24 protein-coding genes and 2 tRNA genes are annotated in these 23,059 nt (G+C 50.4%); 15 read left to right on the forward strand and 11 right to left on the reverse strand.

What is annotated here, in order from left to right; translation table 11 throughout:
• Positions 1–117: 117 nt before the first annotated feature.
• The gene (locus tag McpAg1_RS05785; protein WP_338094350.1) at positions 118–1,050 is read right to left on the reverse strand and encodes a methanogenesis marker 12 protein; all 933 of its coding nucleotides are present in this window, start codon (positions 1,048–1,050) and stop codon (positions 118–120) included.
• Between the two features lie 122 nt (positions 1,051–1,172).
• On the opposite strand from McpAg1_RS05785, the gene McpAg1_RS05790 reads away from it, so the two are divergent.
• On the forward strand, positions 1,173–1,952 hold the full coding sequence (locus tag McpAg1_RS05790; RefSeq protein WP_338094351.1) for a DnaJ C-terminal domain-containing protein: 780 nt from the start codon (positions 1,173–1,175) through the stop codon (positions 1,950–1,952).
• A 7-nt stretch (positions 1,953–1,959) separates the two neighbouring features.
• The gene (locus McpAg1_RS05795) at positions 1,960–2,691 is read left to right on the forward strand and encodes a hypothetical protein (protein WP_338094352.1); all 732 of its coding nucleotides are present in this window, start codon (positions 1,960–1,962) and stop codon (positions 2,689–2,691) included.
• A gap of 306 nt (positions 2,692–2,997) precedes the next feature.
• Here the strand turns inward: McpAg1_RS05795 and McpAg1_RS05800 are convergent, their stop codons facing one another.
• Entirely contained in the window at positions 2,998–4,221 is a 1,224-nt protein-coding gene (locus McpAg1_RS05800; RefSeq protein WP_338094389.1) for an adenosylhomocysteinase, read from the reverse strand.
• Positions 4,222–4,294: 73 nt separating this feature from the next.
• On the opposite strand from McpAg1_RS05800, the gene hisF reads away from it, so the two are divergent.
• From hisF to McpAg1_RS05815, 3 genes are read left to right on the forward strand one after another with little or no spacing between them, the layout of a single operon-like run.
• The gene (hisF, locus tag McpAg1_RS05805) at positions 4,295–5,101 is read left to right on the forward strand and encodes an imidazole glycerol phosphate synthase subunit HisF (protein ID WP_338094353.1); all 807 of its coding nucleotides are present in this window, start codon (positions 4,295–4,297) and stop codon (positions 5,099–5,101) included.
• Positions 5,098–5,694 (forward strand): class I SAM-dependent methyltransferase, encoded by a 597-nt coding sequence (locus tag McpAg1_RS05810; protein WP_338094354.1) that lies wholly within the window; start codon positions 5,098–5,100, stop codon positions 5,692–5,694. The genes hisF and McpAg1_RS05810 overlap by 4 nt, the downstream gene beginning before the upstream one ends.
• A complete protein-coding gene (locus McpAg1_RS05815) occupies positions 5,687–5,959 on the forward strand; it encodes a hypothetical protein (protein WP_338094355.1) in 273 nt (90 codons plus the stop codon). Before McpAg1_RS05810 ends, McpAg1_RS05815 begins: the two co-directional genes overlap by 8 nt.
• 46 nt (positions 5,960–6,005) lie before the next feature.
• Here McpAg1_RS05815 and thrS read toward each other — a convergent pair whose 3' ends face one another.
• Complete coding sequence (thrS, locus tag McpAg1_RS05820; RefSeq protein WP_338094356.1) at positions 6,006–7,766, reverse strand: threonine--tRNA ligase; 1,761 nt, start codon at positions 7,764–7,766, stop codon at positions 6,006–6,008.
• A gap of 290 nt (positions 7,767–8,056) precedes the next feature.
• On the opposite strand from thrS, the gene McpAg1_RS05825 reads away from it, so the two are divergent.
• The gene (locus McpAg1_RS05825; RefSeq protein ID WP_338094357.1) at positions 8,057–8,692 is read left to right on the forward strand and encodes a hypothetical protein; all 636 of its coding nucleotides are present in this window, start codon (positions 8,057–8,059) and stop codon (positions 8,690–8,692) included.
• A 191-nt stretch (positions 8,693–8,883) separates the two neighbouring features.
• On the opposite strand, the gene McpAg1_RS05830 is transcribed toward McpAg1_RS05825, so the two are convergent.
• Positions 8,884–8,957 (reverse strand) — tRNA-Lys (locus McpAg1_RS05830).
• A 29-nt stretch (positions 8,958–8,986) separates the two neighbouring features.
• Positions 8,987–9,060, reverse strand: a tRNA-Lys gene (locus McpAg1_RS05835).
• A 343-nt stretch (positions 9,061–9,403) separates the two neighbouring features.
• Between McpAg1_RS05835 and McpAg1_RS05840 the strand changes: the two genes are divergently transcribed.
• The 3 genes from McpAg1_RS05840 to McpAg1_RS05850 are packed head-to-tail and all read left to right on the forward strand — an operon-like array spanning position 9,404 to position 13,164.
• Positions 9,404–10,894 (forward strand): DHH family phosphoesterase, encoded by a 1,491-nt coding sequence (locus McpAg1_RS05840; RefSeq protein ID WP_338094358.1) that lies wholly within the window; start codon positions 9,404–9,406, stop codon positions 10,892–10,894.
• Entirely contained in the window at positions 10,884–11,513 is a 630-nt protein-coding gene (locus tag McpAg1_RS05845; protein WP_338094359.1) for a 6-hydroxymethylpterin diphosphokinase MptE-like protein, read from the forward strand. Before McpAg1_RS05840 ends, McpAg1_RS05845 begins: the two co-directional genes overlap by 11 nt.
• A complete protein-coding gene (locus tag McpAg1_RS05850; protein ID WP_338094360.1) occupies positions 11,503–13,164 on the forward strand; it encodes a radical SAM protein in 1,662 nt (553 codons plus the stop codon). Before McpAg1_RS05845 ends, McpAg1_RS05850 begins: the two co-directional genes overlap by 11 nt.
• Here the strand turns inward: McpAg1_RS05850 and McpAg1_RS05855 are convergent, their stop codons facing one another.
• Positions 13,165–13,617, reverse strand: coding sequence for a GNAT family N-acetyltransferase (locus McpAg1_RS05855; RefSeq protein WP_338094361.1), 453 nt, complete (start codon positions 13,615–13,617; stop codon positions 13,165–13,167).
• 104 nt (positions 13,618–13,721) lie between these two features.
• Here McpAg1_RS05855 and McpAg1_RS05860 point away from each other — a divergent pair, with 104 nt between their 5' ends.
• Genes McpAg1_RS05860 through dapF form a run of 3 tightly spaced genes read left to right on the forward strand, consistent with a single transcriptional unit; the run spans position 13,722 to position 15,605 of the window.
• Positions 13,722–13,991, forward strand: a complete 270-nt coding sequence (locus tag McpAg1_RS05860; RefSeq protein WP_338094362.1) for a PRC-barrel domain-containing protein — start codon at positions 13,722–13,724, stop codon at positions 13,989–13,991.
• Between the two features lie 8 nt (positions 13,992–13,999).
• A complete protein-coding gene (locus McpAg1_RS05865) occupies positions 14,000–14,749 on the forward strand; it encodes a tRNA(His) guanylyltransferase Thg1 family protein (protein WP_338094363.1) in 750 nt (249 codons plus the stop codon).
• A gap of 28 nt (positions 14,750–14,777) precedes the next feature.
• The gene (dapF, locus tag McpAg1_RS05870) at positions 14,778–15,605 is read left to right on the forward strand and encodes a diaminopimelate epimerase (protein ID WP_338094364.1); all 828 of its coding nucleotides are present in this window, start codon (positions 14,778–14,780) and stop codon (positions 15,603–15,605) included.
• Between the two features lie 190 nt (positions 15,606–15,795).
• Here the strand turns inward: dapF and pheA are convergent, their stop codons facing one another.
• The 3 genes from pheA to McpAg1_RS05885 form a co-directional block, all read right to left on the reverse strand.
• On the reverse strand, positions 15,796–16,737 hold the full coding sequence (gene pheA / locus McpAg1_RS05875) for a prephenate dehydratase (protein WP_338094365.1): 942 nt from the start codon (positions 16,735–16,737) through the stop codon (positions 15,796–15,798).
• A gap of 60 nt (positions 16,738–16,797) precedes the next feature.
• A complete protein-coding gene (aglJ, locus tag McpAg1_RS05880) occupies positions 16,798–17,736 on the reverse strand; it encodes an S-layer glycoprotein N-glycosyltransferase AglJ (RefSeq protein WP_338094366.1) in 939 nt (312 codons plus the stop codon).
• A gap of 293 nt (positions 17,737–18,029) precedes the next feature.
• Positions 18,030–19,238 carry an argininosuccinate synthase gene (locus tag McpAg1_RS05885; protein WP_338094367.1) on the reverse strand — a complete coding sequence of 403 codons (1,209 nt, stop codon included), beginning with the start codon at positions 19,236–19,238 and terminating at the stop codon, positions 18,030–18,032.
• A gap of 155 nt (positions 19,239–19,393) precedes the next feature.
• Here McpAg1_RS05885 and McpAg1_RS05890 point away from each other — a divergent pair, with 155 nt between their 5' ends.
• The 3 genes from McpAg1_RS05890 (at position 19,394) to McpAg1_RS05900 (ending at position 22,479) form a co-directional block, all read left to right on the forward strand.
• Positions 19,394–20,509, forward strand: a complete 1,116-nt coding sequence (locus McpAg1_RS05890) for a YeiH family protein (RefSeq protein ID WP_338094368.1) — start codon at positions 19,394–19,396, stop codon at positions 20,507–20,509.
• A 214-nt stretch (positions 20,510–20,723) separates the two neighbouring features.
• Positions 20,724–22,109 carry an MFS transporter gene (locus tag McpAg1_RS05895; RefSeq protein WP_338094369.1) on the forward strand — a complete coding sequence of 462 codons (1,386 nt, stop codon included), beginning with the start codon at positions 20,724–20,726 and terminating at the stop codon, positions 22,107–22,109.
• Between the two features lies 1 nt (position 22,110).
• Positions 22,111–22,479 (forward strand): YbaN family protein, encoded by a 369-nt coding sequence (locus McpAg1_RS05900; RefSeq protein WP_338094370.1) that lies wholly within the window; start codon positions 22,111–22,113, stop codon positions 22,477–22,479.
• Here McpAg1_RS05900 and McpAg1_RS05905 read toward each other — a convergent pair.
• Positions 22,476–22,676 carry a helix-turn-helix domain-containing protein gene (locus McpAg1_RS05905; protein ID WP_338094371.1) on the reverse strand — a complete coding sequence of 67 codons (201 nt, stop codon included), beginning with the start codon at positions 22,674–22,676 and terminating at the stop codon, positions 22,476–22,478. The two genes, McpAg1_RS05900 and McpAg1_RS05905, sit on opposite strands and share 4 nt — an antisense overlap.
• Positions 22,669–23,019 carry a DUF3796 domain-containing protein gene (locus McpAg1_RS05910; RefSeq protein ID WP_338094372.1) on the reverse strand — a complete coding sequence of 117 codons (351 nt, stop codon included), beginning with the start codon at positions 23,017–23,019 and terminating at the stop codon, positions 22,669–22,671. Before McpAg1_RS05910 ends, McpAg1_RS05905 begins: the two co-directional genes overlap by 8 nt.
• Between the last annotated feature and the right edge of the window lie 40 nt (positions 23,020–23,059).

Raw genomic sequence — 23,059 nt, forward strand, 5'->3', positions numbered from 1 at the left:
ATTTATCACGATTAATCAATATGAATCTAATGATTCCGAATATCTCGAAAAAATTTGTCTGATTTCTAAAATAGGTGAATATGTTGGGTATTTTGGAGTTGACCTGTTTGAATGGGCTTATCTTTCTTGTGGTCGAAATATAATTCGACGATACCCGAACATTCGGACGCGAAGTGTTTTGGAAACTGGTATGCCGAGAATCTGTTTTGCCCCGGAAAAGACGTCACGTGCGATTTGTGCAAGTCCGTCAGATGCCGCCCACTCGTCGTAAACGATAACCGGTTTTTGCAGAAGCGCGGAAATTTCCTCGGCAAGTTCCGGTGCAAGACTGCCGGCCAGTGCTACCGGAGCTTCGGGAGCAAGCAGGGCAAGTGATGCGCACTCCATTGCGGCCCACATGGCAACGGTCGGGTTCTGATATTTTTCTTCCATGTGATGCATGACGCCTGCAGTGGTGAAGGCTTCGTTTGCGGTGAGTTCTCCGCTGTCCACTTTTCGTATTGCTTCGACATCAAGTGCTCCGTGGCGGGTGCCGGGAGCAAACACGCAGGCATCGAATGCGCCGATAAACTTTCCTTTTGCGATGAGAAGAGAGACGGTGTTGGAGCTGATGTCAGAAACAATGAAGGTGTCGCCAAGCGTCTTGGATGCGAGATAGGCGATGCCGAGTTTTTCCGGGCTTGTCTGGTGAGAGTAAATCTTGAATCGCGGGTCGGTATCCGAACCACGGTGAATACCGGGAACGGCAACCGCCGGAATGCCTGACTCTTTGATCACATCAAAGACCCGCGTCCCTCCGCCGATGTGTTCTCCTGCACCTTCGCGGGTGATGACTCCGCGGTTTTTGAGTTTTGCAACAGGGGTAATCTCCGTGAAGTTGTCGCCCATCGAGTAGCAAAGAGCAAACCCTTCAATCTCTTCAACCGGACAAATTTTCTGCAGATCCGAAACAGTAAACTCTTTTGCGTCTTCCCGGGATATTTTGAACCGTTTGCCGGTATCAGTTGCAAAACGCAGAGAGGTTGTTCCGTGATCGATGCCGATGTACATGGGAAGTATATTTGCGGGAAGCAGTGATAAGGATTGGTCTCTGAGTTGTCGGCTCTCTTCGTCCCAGAGAGAAGCAAGCAAGTAAGATTATGATTTCATCCTTCCAACATATGCACAATAATATGGCCGATACCGATACTGATACTCATTATACCACGCTGGGTATTCCGCGAAATGCGACCGCCGAGATGATAAAAAAGGCCTACATTTCCCTGGTCAAACAGTATCATCCTGATCGTGCGGGAACTGACGAGGCAAAGCAGGATGAATACAACGAGCGCCTGCTCAAGATCATGGCAAGCTACGAGGTTCTCGGAGACGCTGAAAAACGTGCCGAGTACGATGCCTGCCTCTCGGAAAACGCGGAGGAGCAAACCAGCGCACCCAGAGGAAAAAAGATGTGCGGCATGCCGACCAAAGGCGGAGACATCGAGACGGATTATCCGATATCTCTCGCAATTGCTGCATACGGCAAAGGAAAAATTCCGATGAAGGTCGCAGGCGAACGGGTCGTTGTCAAGGTGTACCCGGGCGTGCGCCGTTACCGGCTTGAGGGCTACGGTGTACCGGTAGAGCCCGGAAAGCCACGCGGCGATCTTTACGTGAATCTGAAAATTATTCCTGAAGAGAACTGGGAGCTTGATGATTCGACCAACAATCTGATCCGAAAACTCCAGATAACTCCCAAGCAGGCCGAGCGCGGAGGCACTGTTCCTGTTCAGATGCTGTTCAATAAAATTCTCAAAGTCACGCTTCCTGCAGACGTCAAGACCGGCGACCGGTTTGCCCCGCCGGAAGGAAAAGGGCTTGGCGTGATGTCGCCGAAAAAGAAAGGAGATCTGATCATCGAAGTGGAAGTTGTGGAGAAGAAAGGATTTTTGTCCGGACTTTTCGGGAAGTGAAGGAGTCATGACCGAAAAAAAACCCGGTAACCTGACTGCTGCAGATTTTTATCATGCGATGTACAGGCGTTTCGATGCGGCCGCAGAAGAGGGGGAACCCGCTCTTGAGATCACCGCAGGTGATCTACACAAATCCCTGAAGGCCGCAAACCGTCTCTCGCTCTGCTGCAACTGTCTCTATGACATGCAAAACATCGGCGATGTTATTTTACAGGCACCATCCGGTGGAGTTGGCGCGTCCCTTCTCATTCGCTACGCCCTTCCGCGCGAGAAAGGCCTGCATCTTGAAAAAAGCATCTACCCTTCTGTGCTGATCAAGTCACAGTCCGAGATGCGGACACGGCAGATGGAAGAGATTGCGAGTGTGCATCCAATCTTTCGCGATCTCGGTATGATCGCAAGACAAAAAAAATCCGAAGTCTCTACCCGCAAACTCTGTGACATTACCGAGGCTACAGCAGAGCTGATCTGCCGGATGCAAAAAATTCGGATCGACAACAAAAAATTCGGTACAGTATGTTCATCCATCGGCCGCACCGGCATCCTGAGCCCTGAAGGATTGTATGCGCTGGACTTCGTGCGCATCATTGGCAACACGCATGCACGAAAAATTCCTGACGCGTACCTCATGACGCCCGAAGTGTTCGCCTACGCTGCCCACGCATTTTTGATCTTTGCCGATGAAGTTGTGGACAAGCGGCTGATCTGGAAGAAATCTGAAGAAAAAATAAATTTATAAAAAAATATTCGTGTTGCCTATTACGTTCTGCTCTGCCCACGACTCGCATGCCTGCGGCCTGCTTACCGCTTCGCGGGAGCACACAGGACACACAGAAAATTTCACGGAAAAAACATCACGGAGCAGACGTGAACATCACTGAATCCGAAAACAATTCATTTCCGTGATATTCTCGTCTACTCCGTGATGTTTTTTTTCTGTGATATTTCTGTGTTTTCCGTTTTTCCGTGGGCGGAGCTACGATGAACGTTAGTTGTCAATAAACGAATTTACTGGGAAAACCAAAAATAAAATATTTTTCGAAACTTACGTTCCGTGATTCCAGCTGCACATGTACTCTTTCTGCTCAGCGGAAAGTTCGTCCAGTGTTGCTCCGACCGCGTCAAGTTTCAGCCGTGCGATGTACTCATCCATCTCTGTCGGCACATCGTGAACGCCGGCAGAAAGACTGCGCCCGAACTTTGCCACATACTCAACCGACAACGCCTGCACCGCAAAGCTGAGGTCCATCACTTCGATCGGGTGGCCCATACCTTTCGGGGTTGCGAGGTTGACCAGTCTTCCTTCCGCAAGCAGGTGAATCTTTTTGCCGTCGATGATGTAGGTATCGATGCCGTCGCGGTGTTCGACAGCTGTTGCATGTTCTGCAAGCCAGATGCCATCGATCTCATTGTTGAAGTGGCCGGCGTTGGAGAGAATTGCGCCCGACTTCATCAGTGGGAAGTGGCGGCCGGTGATGATACTGCAGTTGCCGGTTGTCGTAACAAACAGATCGCCAACCTTTGTCGCCTCAACCATACTCATCACATCAAACCCATCGAAGTGTGCCTGAAGCGCACGGCGGGAATCGATCTCGGTCACAATCACGCGTGCTCCAAGTGCCCGCGCTTTGGTTGCAACACCGCGGCCGCAGTAGCCGTATCCAGCAACCACCACATGACGGCCTGCAAGAAGCACGTTCGTAGTCAGCATGATGGATGCAAGCACGCTCTCGCCAGTTCCGTGCACATTATCAAAATAATGCTTCATCGGCGTATCGTTCACTGCGATAACCGGAAACTCCAGCTTTCCGTCAGCCTGCATCGCACGCAGGCGGTGAATACCGGTCGTGGTCTCCTCGCATGCGCCAATAATTTCCGGCAGCACATCGCGGCGGTCGATGTGAACACGGTTGATTAAGTCCATGCCGTCATCGATCGTAAGCGTCGGGCGGGCGTCGAGAACTTTGTCGATAGCCGCATAGTACTCCTCAGTATTGCATCCTCGTTTTGCATAGCAGGCAATACCTCCCTCGCGAAGGGCGTCTGCCACATCATCCTGCGTTGAAAGCGGATTACATCCGGTGATGTAAACCTCGGCCCCTCCGGCGGCGAGCGTTCTGACCAGGCATGCAGTCTTTGCCTCAACATGGAGCGCCATACCGATGCGCTGACCTGCAAGAGGCTTCTCCTTTTCAAACCGTTCACGAATCGCATTCAGGACCGGCATATACTGGGCGGCCCACTGAATTTTCTGTTCTCCGGTATGCATCATTGCCAGACTGGTTGGTTTTGCAAGAAGATAATAGCAATGATAATTTTTCCAGACTCCCAACTATACCTGCATGGGACTTACACGGCGGGTTATTCCCTGTCTTGATCTCAAAGACGGGAGAGTTGTCAAAGGCGTAAACTTTGAAGGGCTGCGGGATGCGGGAGATCCTGTCGAGCTCGCGCGAACCTATAATGAGCAGGGAGCTGACGAGGTGGTGTTTCTGGATATTGCTGCTTCCAAAAACAATCGCGAGACGATGGTTGATGTTATCGGACGAGCTGCCGACCAGCTGTTCCTTCCCCTGACGGTCGGGGGAGGCATCCGCACCACCAAAGATATTCAGGAGATTCTCCGCGCGGGTGCAGACAAGGTGAGTCTGAACACTGCTGCTGTAAAGACGCCTGAGGTTATCAGCGAAGGAGCGAAGCTGTTTGGCAACCAGTGCATAGTGCTTGCCGAGGATGTCCGGCGAAACTATGAGATGCGGGATGGTGTAACCCCGGTTCATCTCCGCGACGGCAGGACCTGCTGGTATGAGGTCGTCATTTACGGCGGCAGTCAGCCGACCGGCATGGATGCAATTTCCTGGGCGCAGGATGCAGTCAATCGCGGAGCGGGAGAAATTCTCCTGACATCGATGGAGACGGACGGGGTGAAGACCGGTTTTGATCTGGAGATCACTGCGACAATCTCGGAGAACGTGGACGTTCCCGTGATTGCTTCCGGAGGTGTTGGGACGCTGGAACATTTCTATGACGGCTTCGTGTTTGGAAAGGCGGACGCCTGTCTTGCGGCGAGTGTGTTTCACTACGGTGAGTTGACGGTCCGTGATGTGAAGGAGTATCTCTCTTCGCGCGGCGTTTCGGTGCGGCTGTGAACGGCTGGGACGCGGATTACTCTGTTCGCGGCAGATTGTGGGGCGGCGCTGCGGGAGAGCTGCCTGTTCTCCCGAAGGGAAGCCGCGTTCTTGAGTGCGGCTGCGGCAACGGCAAGACGCTTGCTGCGATGAACTCACACGGCTGGGACGCTGTCGGCGTTGATATCTCTCCTGCGGCGGTCTCGCTCGCTGAAGACACTGGCTGCACGGCAGTTGTTGCTGACATCACTGCTCTGCCGTTTGCGGACTGTTCGTTTGATGCGGTGTTTGCTTGGCATGTACTCGGCCATCTGCCGAGGGCATTGTGGCAGCCTGCTGCCCAAGAGATGTGTCGTGTTCTGCGTCCATCCGGAAATATTTTTTTCAAAGGATTTTCCCGCAATGATATGCGGTGCGGGAAGGGAACTGAGGTCGAACCATTTTCTTATCTTCGGGGTGACGGCATTGTCACTCACTACTTTTCCGAACAAGATCTCCACGAAGTATTTGGCGAAGGAGAACTAACCAGAGTTTCATGGAGTATGCGTGTTCGCGGAACCGAGTACGAGAGGGAGGAGTTGTGCGGAGTTTTTCGGAGGAGTCCGCATGAATGATCCTATCGTTGGCGACTGGGAGAAGTCCGTGATATTTGCCGGAAGAATGCACTGCCGGTTTTACCCTGACAACACCGGTGTTGCCATCGGCAAAGTTCTTGGCCACAATATCAATGAGCCGTTCACCTGGGAGGCGAAAGGATGCGGGGTCTATCATGTCTGTGCTCACGGATATGAGCATGACATCCGCCTTTGCGGTGACCGGCTGGAGACCGAGTTCCAGGGTCACGCCCTTGACATGGCGCGGGTCAGGTACACAAAATAATTTTTGCAGAAACGCGATTCGCGTTTCAAAAAAATATTGAAATTTTTTAATCCCTGTTCTTGATCTCAGCAGTGATCTTTGTCAGGAACTCTTCCAGCGTCATCGAGACCGTGTTGCTGTCGCGGGTACGAATCGAGATCGTCTTCGTCTCCAACTCCTTCTCGCCGATGATGATCATGTACGGAACTCTCTCAGTGTACTGGGCCTGCCGGATCATATAGCCAATCTTTTCATTGCGGTTGTCAAGCTCGCAGCGAATCTTCGCATCTTTTAGCATCTGATACACCTCGGATGCGTACTCCTCGCTCTTCTTGGAAACCAGCAGAACCTTTGCCTGCATCGGTGCGAGCCAGACCGGGAACTTGCCGGCGAAGTGTTCGGTCAGGATACCAATGAATCGCTCGATTGATCCAAAACAGACGCGGTGGATCATAATCGGCCGCGGCCGCTCATCGTTCTCATCAACGTAGGAGAGGTTGAAGTTGATCGGCATCTGGAAGTCAAGCTGGATCGTTCCGCACTGCCAGGTACGCCCGATGCAGTCACGGAGATGGAAATCGATCTTCGGTCCGTAGAATGCACCATCTCCCTCATTGATTGTGTAGGTGAGGTTCAGCTTGTTTAAGGCGTCTACCAGACCGTTCGTTGCCGCCTCCCAGTCCTCGTCGCTTCCCATGCTGTCCTCGGGCCGGGTTGAAAGTTCCAGGAAGTACTCGAATCCGAACTTGGAGTAGACCTGATCAATCAAACTGACCACTGATGAAATTTCGTCAGCGATCTGATCTTTTCGCATGAAGATGTGAGCGTCGTCCTGCGTAAAGCTGCGGACGCGGAACAGACCATGCAGTGTTCCTTTCAGCTCGTGGCGGTGAACAATGCCGAGCTCTGCAAGACGCATCGGAAGCTCGCGGTAGCTGTGCGGCTCGTTGGCATACACCATGAGGGCACCCGGGCAGTTCATCGGTTTGACGCAGAACTCCTCCTCGTCGATTATGGTCGTGTACATGTTTGCCTGGTAGTGATCCCAGTGGCCGCTCGTTTCCCAGAGATGGCGGTTCATGATCAGTGGTGTCGAGATCTCCTGATACCCGTTTGCCACGTGGAGTTCGCGCCAGTACTCGATGAGGGCATTCTTGACGATCATGCCGTTTGGCAGGAAGAACGGGAATCCCGGACCAACATCCTCGAACATGAACAGTTTCATGTCTTTTCCGATCTTGCGGTGGTCGCGGCGCTCGGCCTCTTCGAGAAGCTTCAGATAATCTTCCAGCTCTTTTGAAGTTGCAAAGGCGGTTCCGTTGATTCTCGTCAGCATCTTGTTTTTGCTGTCGTTCTTCCAGTACGCGCCGGAGAGGCCGGTGAGTTTGAAGGCCTTCAGGGTCTTGGTGTAGGTGAGGTGCGGGCCCACACACATATCGATGTATTCGCCCTGTTCATAGAAACTCAGCGGCTCATTTTCGTCAAGGTCTGCAATGTGCTCAACCTTGTACGGTTCATTGCGCTCTTCCATGAGTTTTAATGCGTCCGCACGATTGAGGATGAACGGTTTTACCGGCAGGTTTGCCTTGACGATCTCCTGCATCTCCTTTTCGATTGCAGGGAGGTCTGCGTCGGAAAGTTTTGTGTCTCCCAGATCGACATCATAGTAAAATCCTTTCTCGGTTGCCGGTCCGTAGGCGAAGGATGCATGGGGGTACAGACGTTTCACTGCCTGGGCAAGTACGTGGGCTGCTGTGTGGCGTATTACGTGCAGCTCCTCTTCTTTTGGGCACTCTCCTGTTTTTCCGTCGTTGTAAATTACTTTCATACCTATTTCCTTGTCCGTGAAAATCAGTTTCAGCGGTATGTATAATTTTCAAAAGCTGATGTGTGTCCTCAGGTTTTGAGGGCATGCAGAGGTATTCTCTGCTTTCAGCTCAAGATAACCGTACATGTTTTGGTCTTGTAAGGCATATGTGTTTTGGTACTGGAAGCATTCCATAAAATCAAATATTTTGGCTTTGGAAGAATTTTTCGAAGATCGTCCATGATTGAATATCGAATGTGGGTTAATGGTATACACATCTATATCTGTCATTAATTTGTAATGAATGTCCTATGAGTGATTTTCCGAAAAAAGGTGAAAAACTTTTTATTTCTGGGGGATATCCAACTGAATATTCGCATATTGCATGGGGTGATATGAATATGCAGTTTTATGGATATATACAGGGATACAAAAATGCCGCTGACACACTAATCATCCACGCATTAGAAAAAGGCTGTCCCTTTGTTTTAGATACGTGTGTCTTTCCTGTGTGTTTTCTCTATAGACAATACATAGAACTCGCACTGAAGAAAATATATCTTTCAAATACTAAAGACACAGAAGAGGAAAAAAGACGCACATTACAATCTTGTCAGCATGATCTTAGGAAAATCTGGTCAAAAGTGAAGGTATTGATTCGCTCTGATTTTCCTGATGATGACAAGTCAGTCCTCAATGTTGTTGAAGATTATATTAACCAATTTGCCAAAGTGGATAAAAACTCATTTGCATTCAGATATCCGATAACCAAAGATTTGACTCTGATAAATGATAAGGAGAAATTTATCAATCTCCGTAATTTGGCGGAACGCATGGACGAATTAGAATCTTTCTTATCTACTGTAAGTGGAGTAATGTCTACTCATCGTGATTTTGAAAAGGAAATGGCGTTATACTACGCTTCGGAGATGGATGGTTATTATTAATTCAAAAAACGAGAAAATTTCATTTTTACATGGTCTCCACACTCTCATTATAATCTGATTTCGTTCCTGTGATATGCTTTATTAGCGTCACGCGATGACTACGCAGCCTCAACATGCGGTTAGTTTTGTTTCAGAATTTTGAATTTCCACAACCGAATATTTCTGAAAAAACATAACAAAATTTTAGAAAACGGGCCTAAAGGGATTTGAACCCCTGACCTACGGATTAAGAGTCCGTCGCTATTCCTGACTAAGCTATAGGCCCAACAAAAACATTCAACCACATATCAAAAGCGGGCCTAAAGGGATTTGAACCCCTGACCTACGGATTAAGAGTCCGTCGCTATTCCTGACTAAGCTATAGGCCCTTTTGCTATGCCTGTTGACCTAATTAGATTAGACTCATCTATATTTATAGATTTCTTCATGATTGGCGTTGGATTTTACAATCCTGAACCGTTCGCAAAACGCATGCCTGTTCACTGCTCTGCACCTTCGCGGGGACGCACAAAAACAAACTAACATCAGCCTGAGTCAGGGCATCATGAAAATGAATTATTTTCAAATTTTGCAATGTTATTGTCTGTTAAGTGATGCTTTTTTTCAGTGATATTCTGCATCTTCAGCGTTTTTTGAAGACAACTCAGAAATAAATCTGCAAAACTCATGGAGGTCCTACATTAATATCCGCATAACACAAATAGTGGGTACATGGCTGAGAGTGATGGGGTTCTGCCGTCTAACAACCAAACTCATAAGAAAATAAAATATATCATCCTTGGCAGCGGCAGTATCGGTTATAATGTCCTCGAGGAACTGAAGGAAAATGACGAAAACGTGCTCGTCATCGACATCAATGAAAAACGTATAGAGGATCTGCGCGACCATCGTCATCAGGCAATGGTCGGCGACATGACCGATCCGGCTATCATTGGAAAGATTCCGGAGCCCGAGGTTGCCTTCGTTTTATCTGCCGACAAGGACGCAAACCTTGCAGCAGTCCAGATCATCAAAAGTGCTTATCCTCAGACGCATGTCATTGCCCGGGCGCTTGACCCGTTCTCTGCCGACCAGCTGGTGGATCACGGCGCAGATGTTGTACTGTATCCTCAGCAGGTCGTTGCAAAATCTGCCGTCAACCACATGAACAATCTGGTCGCATCAAGAAACGCCCAGAAACTTTTCTCCCTGCTCAGTTCATGGACCGGCACACTTGGCATCATCACGCACAAAAATCCTGACCCTGACGCAATTTCCAGTGCCATGGCACTTGCCGCAATCGCCTCAAACGCATCAGGCGGCAAACTCACAACCCGTATTCTCTACGAAGGAAACATCGGTCATCAGGAAAATCGTGCGTTCGTCAACCTTCTTGAGATCAAAATGGAGCGTCTCACTCCTGAGATATTTTCCACCTGCAACTATCTTGCGCTCGTTGACTGTGTTGCTCCCGGCATGAACAATGATCTCCCGCAGGATGCACCGGTCAACATCATCATCGATCATCACAGTGCCGAAGGAATTACCAGAGTGAAAAAACCGGAGTTCCTGGACTCCCGCCCCAATGTTGGAGCAACTGCATCCATCATGACGCAGTACTTGCAGGAACTGTATCTCCCGATCGACAAAAAAGTTGCAACCGCTCTCTTCTATGGTATCCGTGCAGACACCAAAGAGTTCCAGCGCAACATCTCTCCGCAGGATCTCTACAACGCCGCATACCTTCTGCCTCTGACTGACCGCTCGCTGCTTGAGGTCATCATGGCGCCGTCGCTTTCCCAGGAAACCTTGGACGTGCTCGGCAATGCGATTGTGAACCGTGACGTCAGACACGGCTACCTGTTTTCAAACGTCGGCTATGTCAGAAACCGCGACGCAATTCCTCAGGCAGCCGACATGCTGCTGAATCTGGAAGGCGTGACAACTGCAATGGTCTACGGCATCACCGACACCAACATCACACTTTCCGCACGCAACAAAGACATTCGTCTGCATGTGGGTGATGTGATGAAAGAGGCGTTCGCAGACATTCCCGGAGCCTCTGCCGGTGGACACGCCACTATGGCCGCACTCTCCATTCCTCTGAACGCGTTTTCGCTGGTGAAGGACAAAGAAGAACTTCTCTCGATGATCATCGACCCAGTTCTCTCCAACTTCCTGAGACTTGTCGGCATATCCGAGGTTGAAGGGGATGAAGACTGAGGAGTGGGAACCCTACTACTCCGAAATTCTCAACTTTTTTGGATTTTCGCGTGACGACGATGAGCGTGCGGCACAAATTCTTGCAGATATCCTTCCCCGTGATGATATTTCCCTCCTGAAGCAGATCGTTGCAGGAAACCCCTGCATCGTCTGCGGCAACGCTCCTTCGCTTGCAAAAGATATTGCAAACACAGATTTTTCGGACAAAGTGATCATTGCAGCAGATGCTGCGGCACGGATTTTGTTCAAGCATGGGCACAGACCTGATGTTATCATCTCAGACATCGATGGTATGGACGATGATTTTCTGGAGATGAATGATAAAGGAACCATTCTCGTCCTTCATGCGCACGGCGACAACATTCCGCTGGTGAAGTCCTGGGTTCCAAAGGTCAAAGGGCCGTTTGTCGCAACCACTCAGGCAACGCCGCTGACACATGTCTACAACTTCGGCGGATTTTCCGACGGTGACCGTGCGGTGTTCTGCGCTCATGAACTTGGGGCCGCGTCCGTTTCCCTCATTGGTTTTGATCTGGATGACTCGTCTGTGGACCCTGTCAAGCACGGGAAACTGATGATCGCAAGAAAACTTTTGAAGACCCTTGGCTATGACATCTGATGCAGTAATCATCGATGGCTATGTGGACGAGCCGGCATGCCTCGGCGTCCCGCCGTACATTTCTCCGTACATCAGAACAATTGCGGGAGTGTTTGCCGAGCGAAATATTTTCGCAGACTACGTCACCATCGATCAGCTGAGAAAAGATCCTCTGCGGCTTGCAAAACTTTCCGGATACCGATACGTGGTGATGATTGCAGGCGTCACGGTTCCGGGAAAATATCTTGCCGGAACTCCTGCGACGTTAACCGAGTTGCAGCAGATAGGATTTATGCTGCGCGGCAGAACGGTTTCCCTTCTCGGAGGGCCGATAGGATTTGGTTACTCGCCTGAAGGTGGTGCAAAAGCGGTTGCCCAGGCAATCGCCGGATGGTCGGCGATGCTCTCCGGTGAGCCTGCCGCAGCACTTGACGCATATCTGTTCGGCGGCGAGCCGCAAGGTCTCTGTAATTACGCTGACCTTGACCGGTGGGCGGTTCTCGGTGCTGACATTATCAGAAAACATCCGTTCTACCCATACGTGATGTGCGAACTGGAGACCGCGAAGGGATGTTCCCGCGCGGTTTCCGGCGGATGCTCATTCTGCACCGAACCGTTTTACGGTCTGCCCAAACAGCGGGATGCTGGAGCCGTCCGCGACGAAGTTGCAGCTCTTGCCGCTGCCGGTGCACAACACTTCCGGCTTGGCCGCCAGCCTGATCTTCTTGCGTTTGGTGCCACAGGCGGCGGTGAGTTTCCAACACCAAATCCTGACGCTCTGCGAAACCTCTTCACCAAAATCCGTGAGGCGGCACCTGCCTTGAAGACGCTTCACATCGACAACGTGAATCCGGGAACCATCGCGCGACATGAAGAGGCCTCGCGCGAGGCGCTTGCCGCAATTGTTGCCGGCCACACCGCAGGAGACATTGCCGCGTTCGGCATGGAGTCGGCAGACCCCGCAGTTGTTGCGAAAAATAATCTCAAAGGTGATGCTGATGCAGTGTTTCGGGCGATTGAGATCGTCAACGAAGTGGGCGCGGTGCGCCGCGCGGGAATCCCTGAACTTCTCCCGGGTCTGAACTTCATCGCAGGACTTGCCGGCGAAACTCCTGAAACATTTGCGCTGAATGAAGCTTTTCTCAAAAAAGTTTTCGACGCAAACCTTCTGGTCCGCCGCGTGAACATCCGTCAGCTGATGCCGTTTGAAGGAACGCGGGCATACACCGACAACACCCTCGGCAAACATGACAAACTTTTCCACAGGTTCAAAGACACCGTCCGCGAATCATTCGACGTTCCCATGCTTGCGCGGGTGTTTCCTGTGGGCACCATCCTTTCGGATGTTATCATCGAAGTGTCGGGAACTACATCCTTTGGCAGACAGATGGGAACGTATCCGATTCTCTGCGGCGCTCCTTTACAGTTGCCGGCAGGAACCGTGCTTGACCTTGCCGTGGTATCGTACGGTCAGCGGTCGGTGACCGCGCTGCCGGTACCAATTGAGATCAACTCTCTCAGTGCTGCCGCGCTCAAGTGGCTGCCCGGCATCTCCAAAAAATCTGCGGCAAAAATTACCGCCGGGGTTCCCTATCAGGATGCAGCAGCTTTTGCGGCAGCTGTTCAGAACAGTGAACTCGATCCCCTGCTAAAACTGATGAAGTTTGTGTAACTACAGATCCTTCCAGAGTGCGAGCCTTGGAACATCAGGATAGAAGTAGCTTGCAATCCTCTCCTTTTGCACAAACCCGAGTTTCAGATAAAAGGTGATCGCCGGCATATTTGTCTCTGCAACCGTCAGATGCACCTGCTTCACGCCATGGTTTCTGAGCTCTCTAAACAGCGCGTCTGAAAGCATCGTACCGCACTCTTTTCTCTGGTAGTTTGGCACAACACCGATCCGGATCAGTTTGCCGATCCTCTCGTTGTCGAGGTGCACTCCTCCAAGAATATATCCGATGATTTCATCGGACTCATTTTCCGCGACAAAGAAGAGCGAAGGAAAGAGTTCTTCGATATGCCGGAACAAAATCGGTCCGCCCATCCCTGCAAACAAAGGTGCGTCCAGCTCGCAGACCCTTGGATAGTCTGCTGAGGTATAATGTCGGACTCGGACGGATTGCATACTTTCACAAGTATATGTGGTTCAGAGATTTTCAACGTATCCCTCCGGTCCATACGTTAACATGAAAAATTACTTATGCCTGCGCGAGTATATGTTTCAAAAGTATGAAGTGGCAGATCTCGGATCTCTTTGGTATGAATGTCTACTCCGACAAAGCAATCTTCCTCGGCAAAGTTGAGGACGTTGTGCTGGATGTTACCAATAAAAAAATCAGCGGCCTCGCACTGACCAATGTGAACCAGACCGTGCTTGACATTAAAAATTATCAGGGCATCATCATTCCCTACCGGATTGTAAAAGAGGTCGGAGATATTATTCTCGTGCGCCATATCCCTGGAGCCTTCAAGGTGGCTGAGCCGCTGTTTGGAGAGTAAGTTTTGCAATGAAGGATCACGAGATTTATTCCGGCCTCATCACAACGGTGCCGTTTGTTTTGCGGCTGGACGGAAGATCCTTTCACCACTTTTCCCGTGATCAGGGTTTTGAAAAACCCTATGATCCCCAGTTTTTCAAAGCCATGGCACAGACCACAGCGTCGCTTCTCAGCGACAGCGGTCTTGCGCCCTCTTTTGCCTACACGTTTTCCGATGAGATCAGCCTCTATATTGCAACGCCTGTGTTTGACTGCCGGGTGGAAAAACTTGTCTCGGTTGCCGCAGGTTTTGCTTCGTCAGCGTTTACTCTGCATGCAGGTGCAGATTCTCCGCTCTCGTTTGACTGCCGAATCGTGCCGCTCGCAGAGTTCCAGCTCCCGAAGTATCTTGCATGGCGTCAGGCCGAGGCATGGCGCAATCATATGAACGGTTATGCTCACAAACTGCTGACCGACACAGGCCTGTCGGCCACCGTCGCGCAGCGGAAACTGGATGGCATGAAAGCATCCGAGCTGCATGAGCTGGCATTCTCGTTCGGGGTAAATCTCTCCGAGACACCGGCCTGGCAGCGGCGCGGGACTGCTGTCTACCGGACTCTTGTTGAACGAGACGGATACAATCCGATGACGAAGGAGACGGTGCGTGTTCTGCGCCGCACGATAACCATTGATGAGGATTTGCCTCTGTTCAAAACTCCGGAGGGTGCGGCATGGCTTGCGGAAAGGATAGCTGTCCCGCTCGCGGATGTGCGGTCTTAAGTTGGAGCACGTCAAATACTCTACTACAATGACGATCGCGTTTACCAAACTTCACGGAAACGGAAATGATTTCATCCTGATCGATGAGATGAAGGGAACCGTAATTCCGGATGATATGAAGGCGCAGTTTGCGGTGAGCTACTGCGATCGCCGGTTTGGAATCGGTGCTGACGGCGTGCTGTTTATCTCTGCATCAGATAATGCGGATGTGCGGATGCGTCTGTTCCAGCCGGATGCAAGCGAGGCTGAGATGTGCGGCAATGGTATCCGCTGCCTTGCAAAGTATGCGTTTGACGAGAACTATGCAAAGACCAAGTCCTTTTCTGTGGAAACTCTTGCCGGCGTTCTGACGGTTCGGGCAGGTTATGACTGCGAGGGCTGTTTTTCTGCAACAATAGATATGGGCGTGCCAAAATATGATGCGGCTTCAATTCCTGCGGCAGGTCCTGGTGATGTTGCTGCTGACATTGACGGCATGAAAGTGTATGCGGTAAACACGGGCGTCCCCCACGCGGTTATCTTTGTGGATGATGTGGAGGCCGTCGATCTTGAAGTGGTCGCGCCAAAGATTCGGCATCATGCACTCTTCCCGAAGGGAACCAATGTGAACTTTGTGCAGGTCATTGGATCTTCTTCGATTACGATTCGAACTTTTGAACGTGGTGTGGAGGGCGAGACACTTTCCTGCGGAACCGGTTCTACTGCGTCCGCACTTCTTGCGGAGAAAACCGGCAAGGTCTCTGGCGAAGTTATCCATGTGGAAACTGTCGGCGGACCACTGGAGATTGCTGTGGGCGATCAGGCGATGATGACTGGACCTGCCGAGACGGTGTTCGTCGGCGAGATCTTGTTCTAAATATTACGTGGTGGTGCATATTTCGAAACGCGAATAGCACGAATCGCATGCCTTCGGCCTGCTCACCGCTTCGCGGAATAGCGCAAATAAAAAAAAATCGCCAATGGCGATTTTTTATTTGCGGTATTCACGTTTTAAAATGTTCATCACCGTTGATATTTTTTCTAAAAAAAAATATTTTTTTATTTTTTTATTCCATTGGGAACTGAGGATAATTCCCAAGCAGCTTGAACCAGCTGCTCTGCTCCCGTACCTTCCCAAGTGCAATCAGTACATTTGCCTGCTCGAGATTTCCTGCAAGATCCAAAAAGAAGACGTACTCCCAAGGGGTCCCTGGTTTTGGCCGCGACTGAATCTTGAGGAGGTTCAGGCCGTTGTAGGCAAAGTGGGAGAGCACACTGTACAGCGCACCGCTCGTGTGGGTTGTGGAGAATACAAGACTGATTTTGTCGCATTTCTCAGAGATTTCCATGTGCCGCGAGAGGATCACAAAGCGCGTGTAGTTATTTTTAGCCGTCTGAATATTTTTTTTCAGGACTGCAAGCCCGTAGAGTTCTGCGGCACGCAGGCTACTGATGGATGCCTTCTTCGGATCATCTGCTTCTGCAACGTACTTTGCGGCGAACGCAGTGTTTGCATACGGGTATGCAATCATCCCTGGATGTGTGCGGAGAAACTCCCGGCACTGGCTTATCGCCTGCGTGTGCGAGTAGACCTCCCGAATGTTTTCGGTGGACGACCCCGGAATTCCGAGAAGATTGTGACGGACCCGAATGATGTGTTCTCCGACGATGTAGAGATTGCGCGTAGTGATGATGTCTGCGACCTCTAAAACATCTCCAGCGGTTGAGTTTTCGATCGGCAAAACACCGTACTCAATCTCATTCTTTTCGAGTGCAGCAAGCACATCATCAAACTCTTTGTAGTTCTGAATTGAAATTGCCGAGGAACCAAAGCACTCCAGTGCCGCCTGCTCACCAAATGATCCGGCAACGCCCTGATACCCGACCTTGGGTGACGGGATGCGTGTGGTGTTGAGGCCTGTTTCAATCTCTCGCAGAAAATCCTCGCTGCCTGCATACAGATTATCAATGGAGGCATGAAGCACTTTTTCGATCCTGGGCGTGGTCATTGTGGTAATACATTGACCTGCAAAAATTTGAATGTGAGGATTTACCTCAAACAAAAAAGTTCAGTTCTTCTTCTCAAGCTCGTTTATCTGGATGCGGAGTTTTCGCATCTCCTGCATCACCTCACGGTGATAGCCGAGAATCATATCACTGATGAAACCGATCATGAACGTGAGAATACCGGCGATGATCAGAAGCATGGTGAGAATGCCCATGAAAAGATGCTCGATTCCTGCCAGCCACTCAAAGAGCACATACAACCCGAGACAAAATCCTGCGATGCCCATTACAACACCTATCACGCTGAAGTGGAAGAGAGGATTGTTCATCTTGCCGTACTTGTTGATGGCACGCAGAATTTTGTATCCGTCGCGGACCGGATGCAGTTTTGTCGGAGAGCCGGGACGCTTCTTGTAAAATGTCGGCACCACCTCAAACTTCAGTCCCCGATGAATTACGGCTGAGCTTATCTCGGTCTCGATCTCAAATCCTGCCTCTTTGAGGTTCATCTGCTTCAGGGAGTCAAGCGTGAATGCCCGGTAGCCTGAGAGGATATCGGTCATGTAAACGCCGTGCGCCCACTTGAACAGGGTGTTCATCAGTTTGTTTCCCCAGAGGTTCAGCCTTGTGAGTGCTCCGCGCTCGTACTCGTTGAGTCTGTTGCCGATCACATGATCTGCACGCCCGCTTGCGAGCGGCTCAATCATCGCGTCCGCATACTCGGGCGGGTTGGTTCCATCCCCGTCCAGCATCAGAATATAGGGCTTGGTGATGACGGAGAATGCTTCAATCATTGCAGCGCCTTTGCCTTTGCCCTGCTGGGTCATGACGGTCGCGCCAAGATCTCTTGCAATATCTGGTGTTCCGTCCGTGCTGTGGCCGTCCACGACAAGTATATTATGGTATCCGAGCGACTGCAGTTCCTCGATAACCAGACCTACTGTTGCCTTTTCGTTGAGTGTTGGGATCAGCACACAGACATCATCTTTGGAAAATACCATTCTTGCTACAATAGTAGGCTGTGGTGCGTAATCAGTATATCCGCTCTGAGGCGGCGATGAGTGGACATAATGAAATTTCGAAACGCGAATCGCACGAATAGCGCGAATTGCATGCCTTCGGTCTGCTCACCGCTTCGCGGAATAAAAAAATCGCCAATGGTGATTTTTAAGGAGTTATCAAAATTATTTTTTGGACATATCTATCCATTTAGAGATGCAGAGGATTATTTTTTATTCGCGAAATTCGCGTTTTTGAAATATTCGCCATCGCGTAACATCAATTGAAAAAAATATTATTTGTTCTGGAGCTGCCAGACCATTCTGCCCTGCAGTCCAAAGTATTTGGAAAAGCCGATCGCATCGCGCTGGTCGATGGTTGTCGTGTCAAAGGAGACCATGTCCTGCGAGTAGATGGCGTTTTCGGATTTTCTGCCGAGAATGTGAAGACCGCCCTTGAACAGCTGAACGTCAACGGTCCCCGAAACACGCTTCTGAGTCTCGTTGATGAACGCGTTGAGATCATGGTAGAGCGGCTCGTGGACAAGGCCCATGTAGGCGAGCTCTGCCCACTGATCGTCAACGATGTGCTTGAACTTAAGCTCAAAGCGGGAAAGGGTGAGTTTCTCAAGATCTGCGTGTGCTGCAATCAGCACAGTTGCTGCCGGATGCTCGTAGTTCTCACGGGCTTTGAGTCCGAGAACACGATCCTCAACCATATCGTTTCTGCCGACGCCATGCTTTCCTGCAATCTTGTTCAGCTCAACGATCAGGTCGACGCCGTTCATCTTCTTACCGTTCAGTGCAACAGGCACACCGTTTTCAAACGTAATCGAAACGATCTCAGGAGTGTTTGGTGCAGCTTCAGGAGATGTTGTCCAGTGGTAGATCTCTTCCGGCGGGTGGTAGTCGGTCTCTTCGAGTCTGCCGCCTTCGATACTGCGGGACCAGATGTTTTCATCAACACTCCATGGTGTGGATTTCTTGACCGGGATTGGGATGCCGTGCTGTTCGGCGTAATCGATCTCCCACTCACGGGTCATGTTGTGTTCGCGCATGGGGGCAACGATGTCAAAGCCGTGCATGCGGAAAATGAAGTCGAACCGCAGCTGGTCGTTTCCTTTGCCGGTACATCCATGACCGATTGCAGTTGCTCCTTCTTTCTTGGCGATCTTGACGATCTCTTCTGCAATCAGCGGACGTGCAAGTGAGGTTCCCATCGGGTATCCTTCATAGAGAGCGTTTGCCCTGATTGCCGGGAAAACATGGTTTTTGACGAATGCATCCTTTGCATCGATGGTGTAATGCTTGTCGGCGATGAGTTTTCCTTTGTCATCTGCCATCTTGACTTCAGCTGCGGGCTGCCCGACATCTACGGCAACGGTGACAATTCTGTCGTAGCCGTACATGTTTTTCAGGATCGGGACGCAGACGGAGGTATCAAGTCCTCCGGAAAAGGCGAGTACTACGGTGCCCTTTCCTCCGGCTGATGGTGTATCTGTCATTGATGTGTATCTCCATTCCGAGAATGTGTGTAGAGTATTAGGTGTTTGGCATATTGAATATGTGCTACTGCCTTTTGCGAAGCAAAATTTTCTGCTGTTTGTGAGGAGGATCTCGATCAGTATCTTTTTTGGGAATTGTCTACGTACTGTTATTTATGACAACGTATCGCGAGGATTTTCTCGACTACTTCAGGTCGATCGACCGGAAAATACTTCCCGGTCTCCTCGTCTGCCTTGTGGTAACTGTTCTCTCGTTTCTTCTCACGCGGGGAACCCTTTGGGATGGAGGCTTTGCCGTTCTTCCACAGGATCTCTTCATCGACAATCCTATCTTCTCCTTTCTTGCAAAAATCGGTCCGATCGTTTTGGCTCTGGTGATATGTCTCTTCATCAACTACAAATTATTCGACGCAGGCGGATCGTATGCAGGAAAGTATCTCCTGCGCATTGCAATCATCCTGATGGGTGCGCGGGTTACTGCTGATGTTTTGATGACAGCATCAGTGAACGGTCTTGTAATTATTCTCGTTGTCCTCGCGCTGACAATTATTCTCACCATGATTCTTGGCAAACGATTTGGTCAGAGCTGGGAGACATCTGCGCTTACGGGAACCGGCAACAGCATCTGCGGAGTTTCGGCAACACTTTCTGTGGCACCGGTTATTCACGCGGACCAGAAGTATGTTCATGCGGTGGTGGGTGTGATCAGTCTTCTTGGCATCGTCGGTGTGTTTCTCATTCCGGCAGTAGCGTTTGGTGTTGGAATGACGGACGCTCAGGCCGAGGTGTTTATCGGGGGAACACTGCATGAGATCGGCAACGTGATTCCGGCAGCTGATCTCTATACTGCCGTATCCGGTGGTGAGGATGTCTCAGCCCTTGCCCTTGCTTACAAAATGATTCGTGTTGCCATGCTGGTCGTGGTCGCCTCCGCATTTGGCTGGCTGTGGTGCAGACGACAGGAAACACTGCATGCAACCTGTCCTGCCGAGCGGGTGAAGGCAAAGGTGCAGGGATTTCTGATTCTGTTCGTGGTTATGGCAGTCGGCATGACCGCTCTTATCATGGCATCCCCGACGTTCGGACATGCAGTTCAGGCTGGTCTGGTGAATATCTCCGTGACCGTTCTCACCATCGCCATGGCAGGTGTCGGCCTTTCAATGAACCTTCGCCAGACGCTATCGGTCGGCAAAACCCTGCTGCCGCTTGCTTCCGTCATCTGGGCGGTTCAGGTAATTGTGCTTCTCGGACTTACCCTCTTTCTGGTATGAAAATATCTGGAAAATTCATTTTTCCGTTCTTTTTTCAAAGCAACATGTCCCGTTGCCTTAGATTAATATGGTATCATGCTCTACGCATATAAGGATATTTTGCGGTTTGGCGACTGTTCAGTTTACGGCTGATTTTTCGTGAACAACGCAGAATGGCACCAATATAATACCACCTCTCATTCATTCCGGCACCATTGTGTACGAGTGATCTCTCATGCTGATTGAGCGTCCCTTCCACCAAAAACTTCTCATGATTCTGGCAGCCGCGGCTGTCTTTATGGATTATCTTGACACGAGCATTGTGTCAATTGCCCTTCCTTCAATCTCTGAGAGCTTCGGCTCCGGCTCGTCACTTTCCTCATGGGTGATGACCTCGTACCTTCTGGCGCTTGGAAGTACACTTCTGCTGTTTGGAAAACTTGCCGACCGGACAGGTCTTCAGCGTGTTATTTTCACGCTGGGATTTGTTTTGTTTACGGTGGCATCCTTTTTGTGCGGAATTTCAGGCGACATTCCGTCGCTGATTCTGTTCCGGATACTTCAGGGAGTTGCCGCTGCCATGATGGTTGCAACAGCGACCATGCTTATCACCCTGCATCTGCCAAAGGCGATGCAGCCGATCGGGATGGGGGTAATAGCAACCGCTGGCGGCGCAGCCTTAGCGCTTGGCCCTGGTATCGGAGGAGTTCTGACCCAGTTCATCAGCTGGCACTGGATATTTTTCATCAACATTCCTGTGGGAGTTGTCGGCGTCCTTGTTGCTCTCTTCTTAATCCCAAAGCCTGACCCTGCTGATCTTCCAACACGCTCAAAACCCTTTGACTCGCTTGGCGCTGTGTACCTTGCGGTGACTCTTGTTGCCCTGCTCGCGGGTCTTGAGCTTGGCGTGTCCGAAGGCTGGAGTCCGTTTGTTGTTCTCCTCCTTCTGCTTTCGCCAGTATTCGGCTATCTGTTCCTGCGCCGCGAACTGCGTCATCCCGACCCCATTCTCTCAGCCCGTCTTCTACTGAACCGGACCGTGATGTGGGCTGCAATATCAACACTTTGTGTCACGCTCGTATATCTTGGCGTAATCTATGTCATGCCGTTTCTGTTAACCGAACAGTATCTTCTTCCAACAGCAGTTGCGGGGGCCGTCATGCTTCTGCCACCTGTTGCTATGGCAATTGTGGGAATTCCTGCCGGAGCACTTGTTCGCCGTTTCGGCTGCATGATCCTTTGCAATGCAGCAACCATTCTGCTTGCCGCAGGCATGGCAATCTTAGGCGGAGGAGTTCTCCTCTCAAATATTTTGCTGATCTTTGCCGGACTTGCGCTGGTTGGTCTCGGCATGGGTCTGAATGAAGGCCCGAGCATTCAGAGAATAACGGTTCACAGCCCGATTCAGTTGCAGGGCTCGTCAGGCGGTCTGATCTTTACGGTGATGAACGTTGGTTGTGTGCTGGGTGTCGCGCTCTTTTCGGTTGCGGCCTCTGCCGGATCAGGAAGCGCGGAGGTTTACACCTCAACAGGCGTTGCAGTTGCCTGCATCGCAGGTTTTGCGGTCTCCATCATTGCTCTCGTCGCGTCCAAACTCGCCAGAGATACCGTGAAGTGCTGAGATGACGTTCAAGCATCAGTGTCTCAAGCTTGCAGGAATTATCCTCCTCGTAATCGGGGCGGTGGGTATTGTGGTTCCTGTTCTTCCGACCACGCCGTTTGTAATTCTTGCCGCAGCATGCTTCTCTTTAAGCTCTCCCGAGATCGCTGCATGGCTTGAAAAAAATCGGTACTTCGGCCCTTATATTGAGCACCACCGCAACAAATCCGGAGTGCCGCTTCGTCAGAAAATTACGGCACTCGTTTTTTTGTGGGCCATGCTCTGCATCTCGATGATTGTTGTGCAAAAGCTGTTTGTTATTGTGATCCTGTGTCTGGTCGGAGTTCTCGTAACCCTGCATCTTGTGTTGATGAAGACGAGAAAAAATTAGTCGTCGGTGAACTCGAAGAGTTCTTCAACCGAAACCTCCAGAACTTTTGCAATGTCAAACCCGAGTTTCAGTGACGGGTTGTATCTGCCGTTTTCTAAGTGGCCAATGGTTTCCCGCCGTACGCCGACAAGTGTTGCCAGCTCTTCTTGTGTGATATTTTTTCGCAAACGATACTCGCGGATTTTTGTTTTAAGCACTACTCTCCACTCCCCGCTGTTCCAGAAATTCATGGATGATGAGCATACCGATAAATGCGAACATGCTTGCAGCAAAGGTCAGCGGAAATCCAATCGCGAAGAGTTCTATGTTTCCCATCAGGACAGCTGCAGCATAGATAATGCAAAAGAATACTACCCAGATAAAAAATGCAGTTGATGCTGCTTTTCTAACATAAGTTACGAACAGCTCGTCAGGAACAACGCGGATGTAACCGAAGAATACGAAGAATGCGAAAAATGCACAGTAGCTTATTTCGCTGGTCGGGACAGAGAGGAGTCCAAGAAATCCTATCAGGCCCATGAGACTTAATTTGTTTATCATAGTTGTATGTGATATATTTCTCACAATATGTTATAAATAT

This window comes from Methanorbis furvi (assembly GCF_032714615.1).
Taxonomy (GTDB): domain Archaea; phylum Halobacteriota; class Methanomicrobia; order Methanomicrobiales; family Methanocorpusculaceae; genus Methanocorpusculum; species Methanocorpusculum furvi.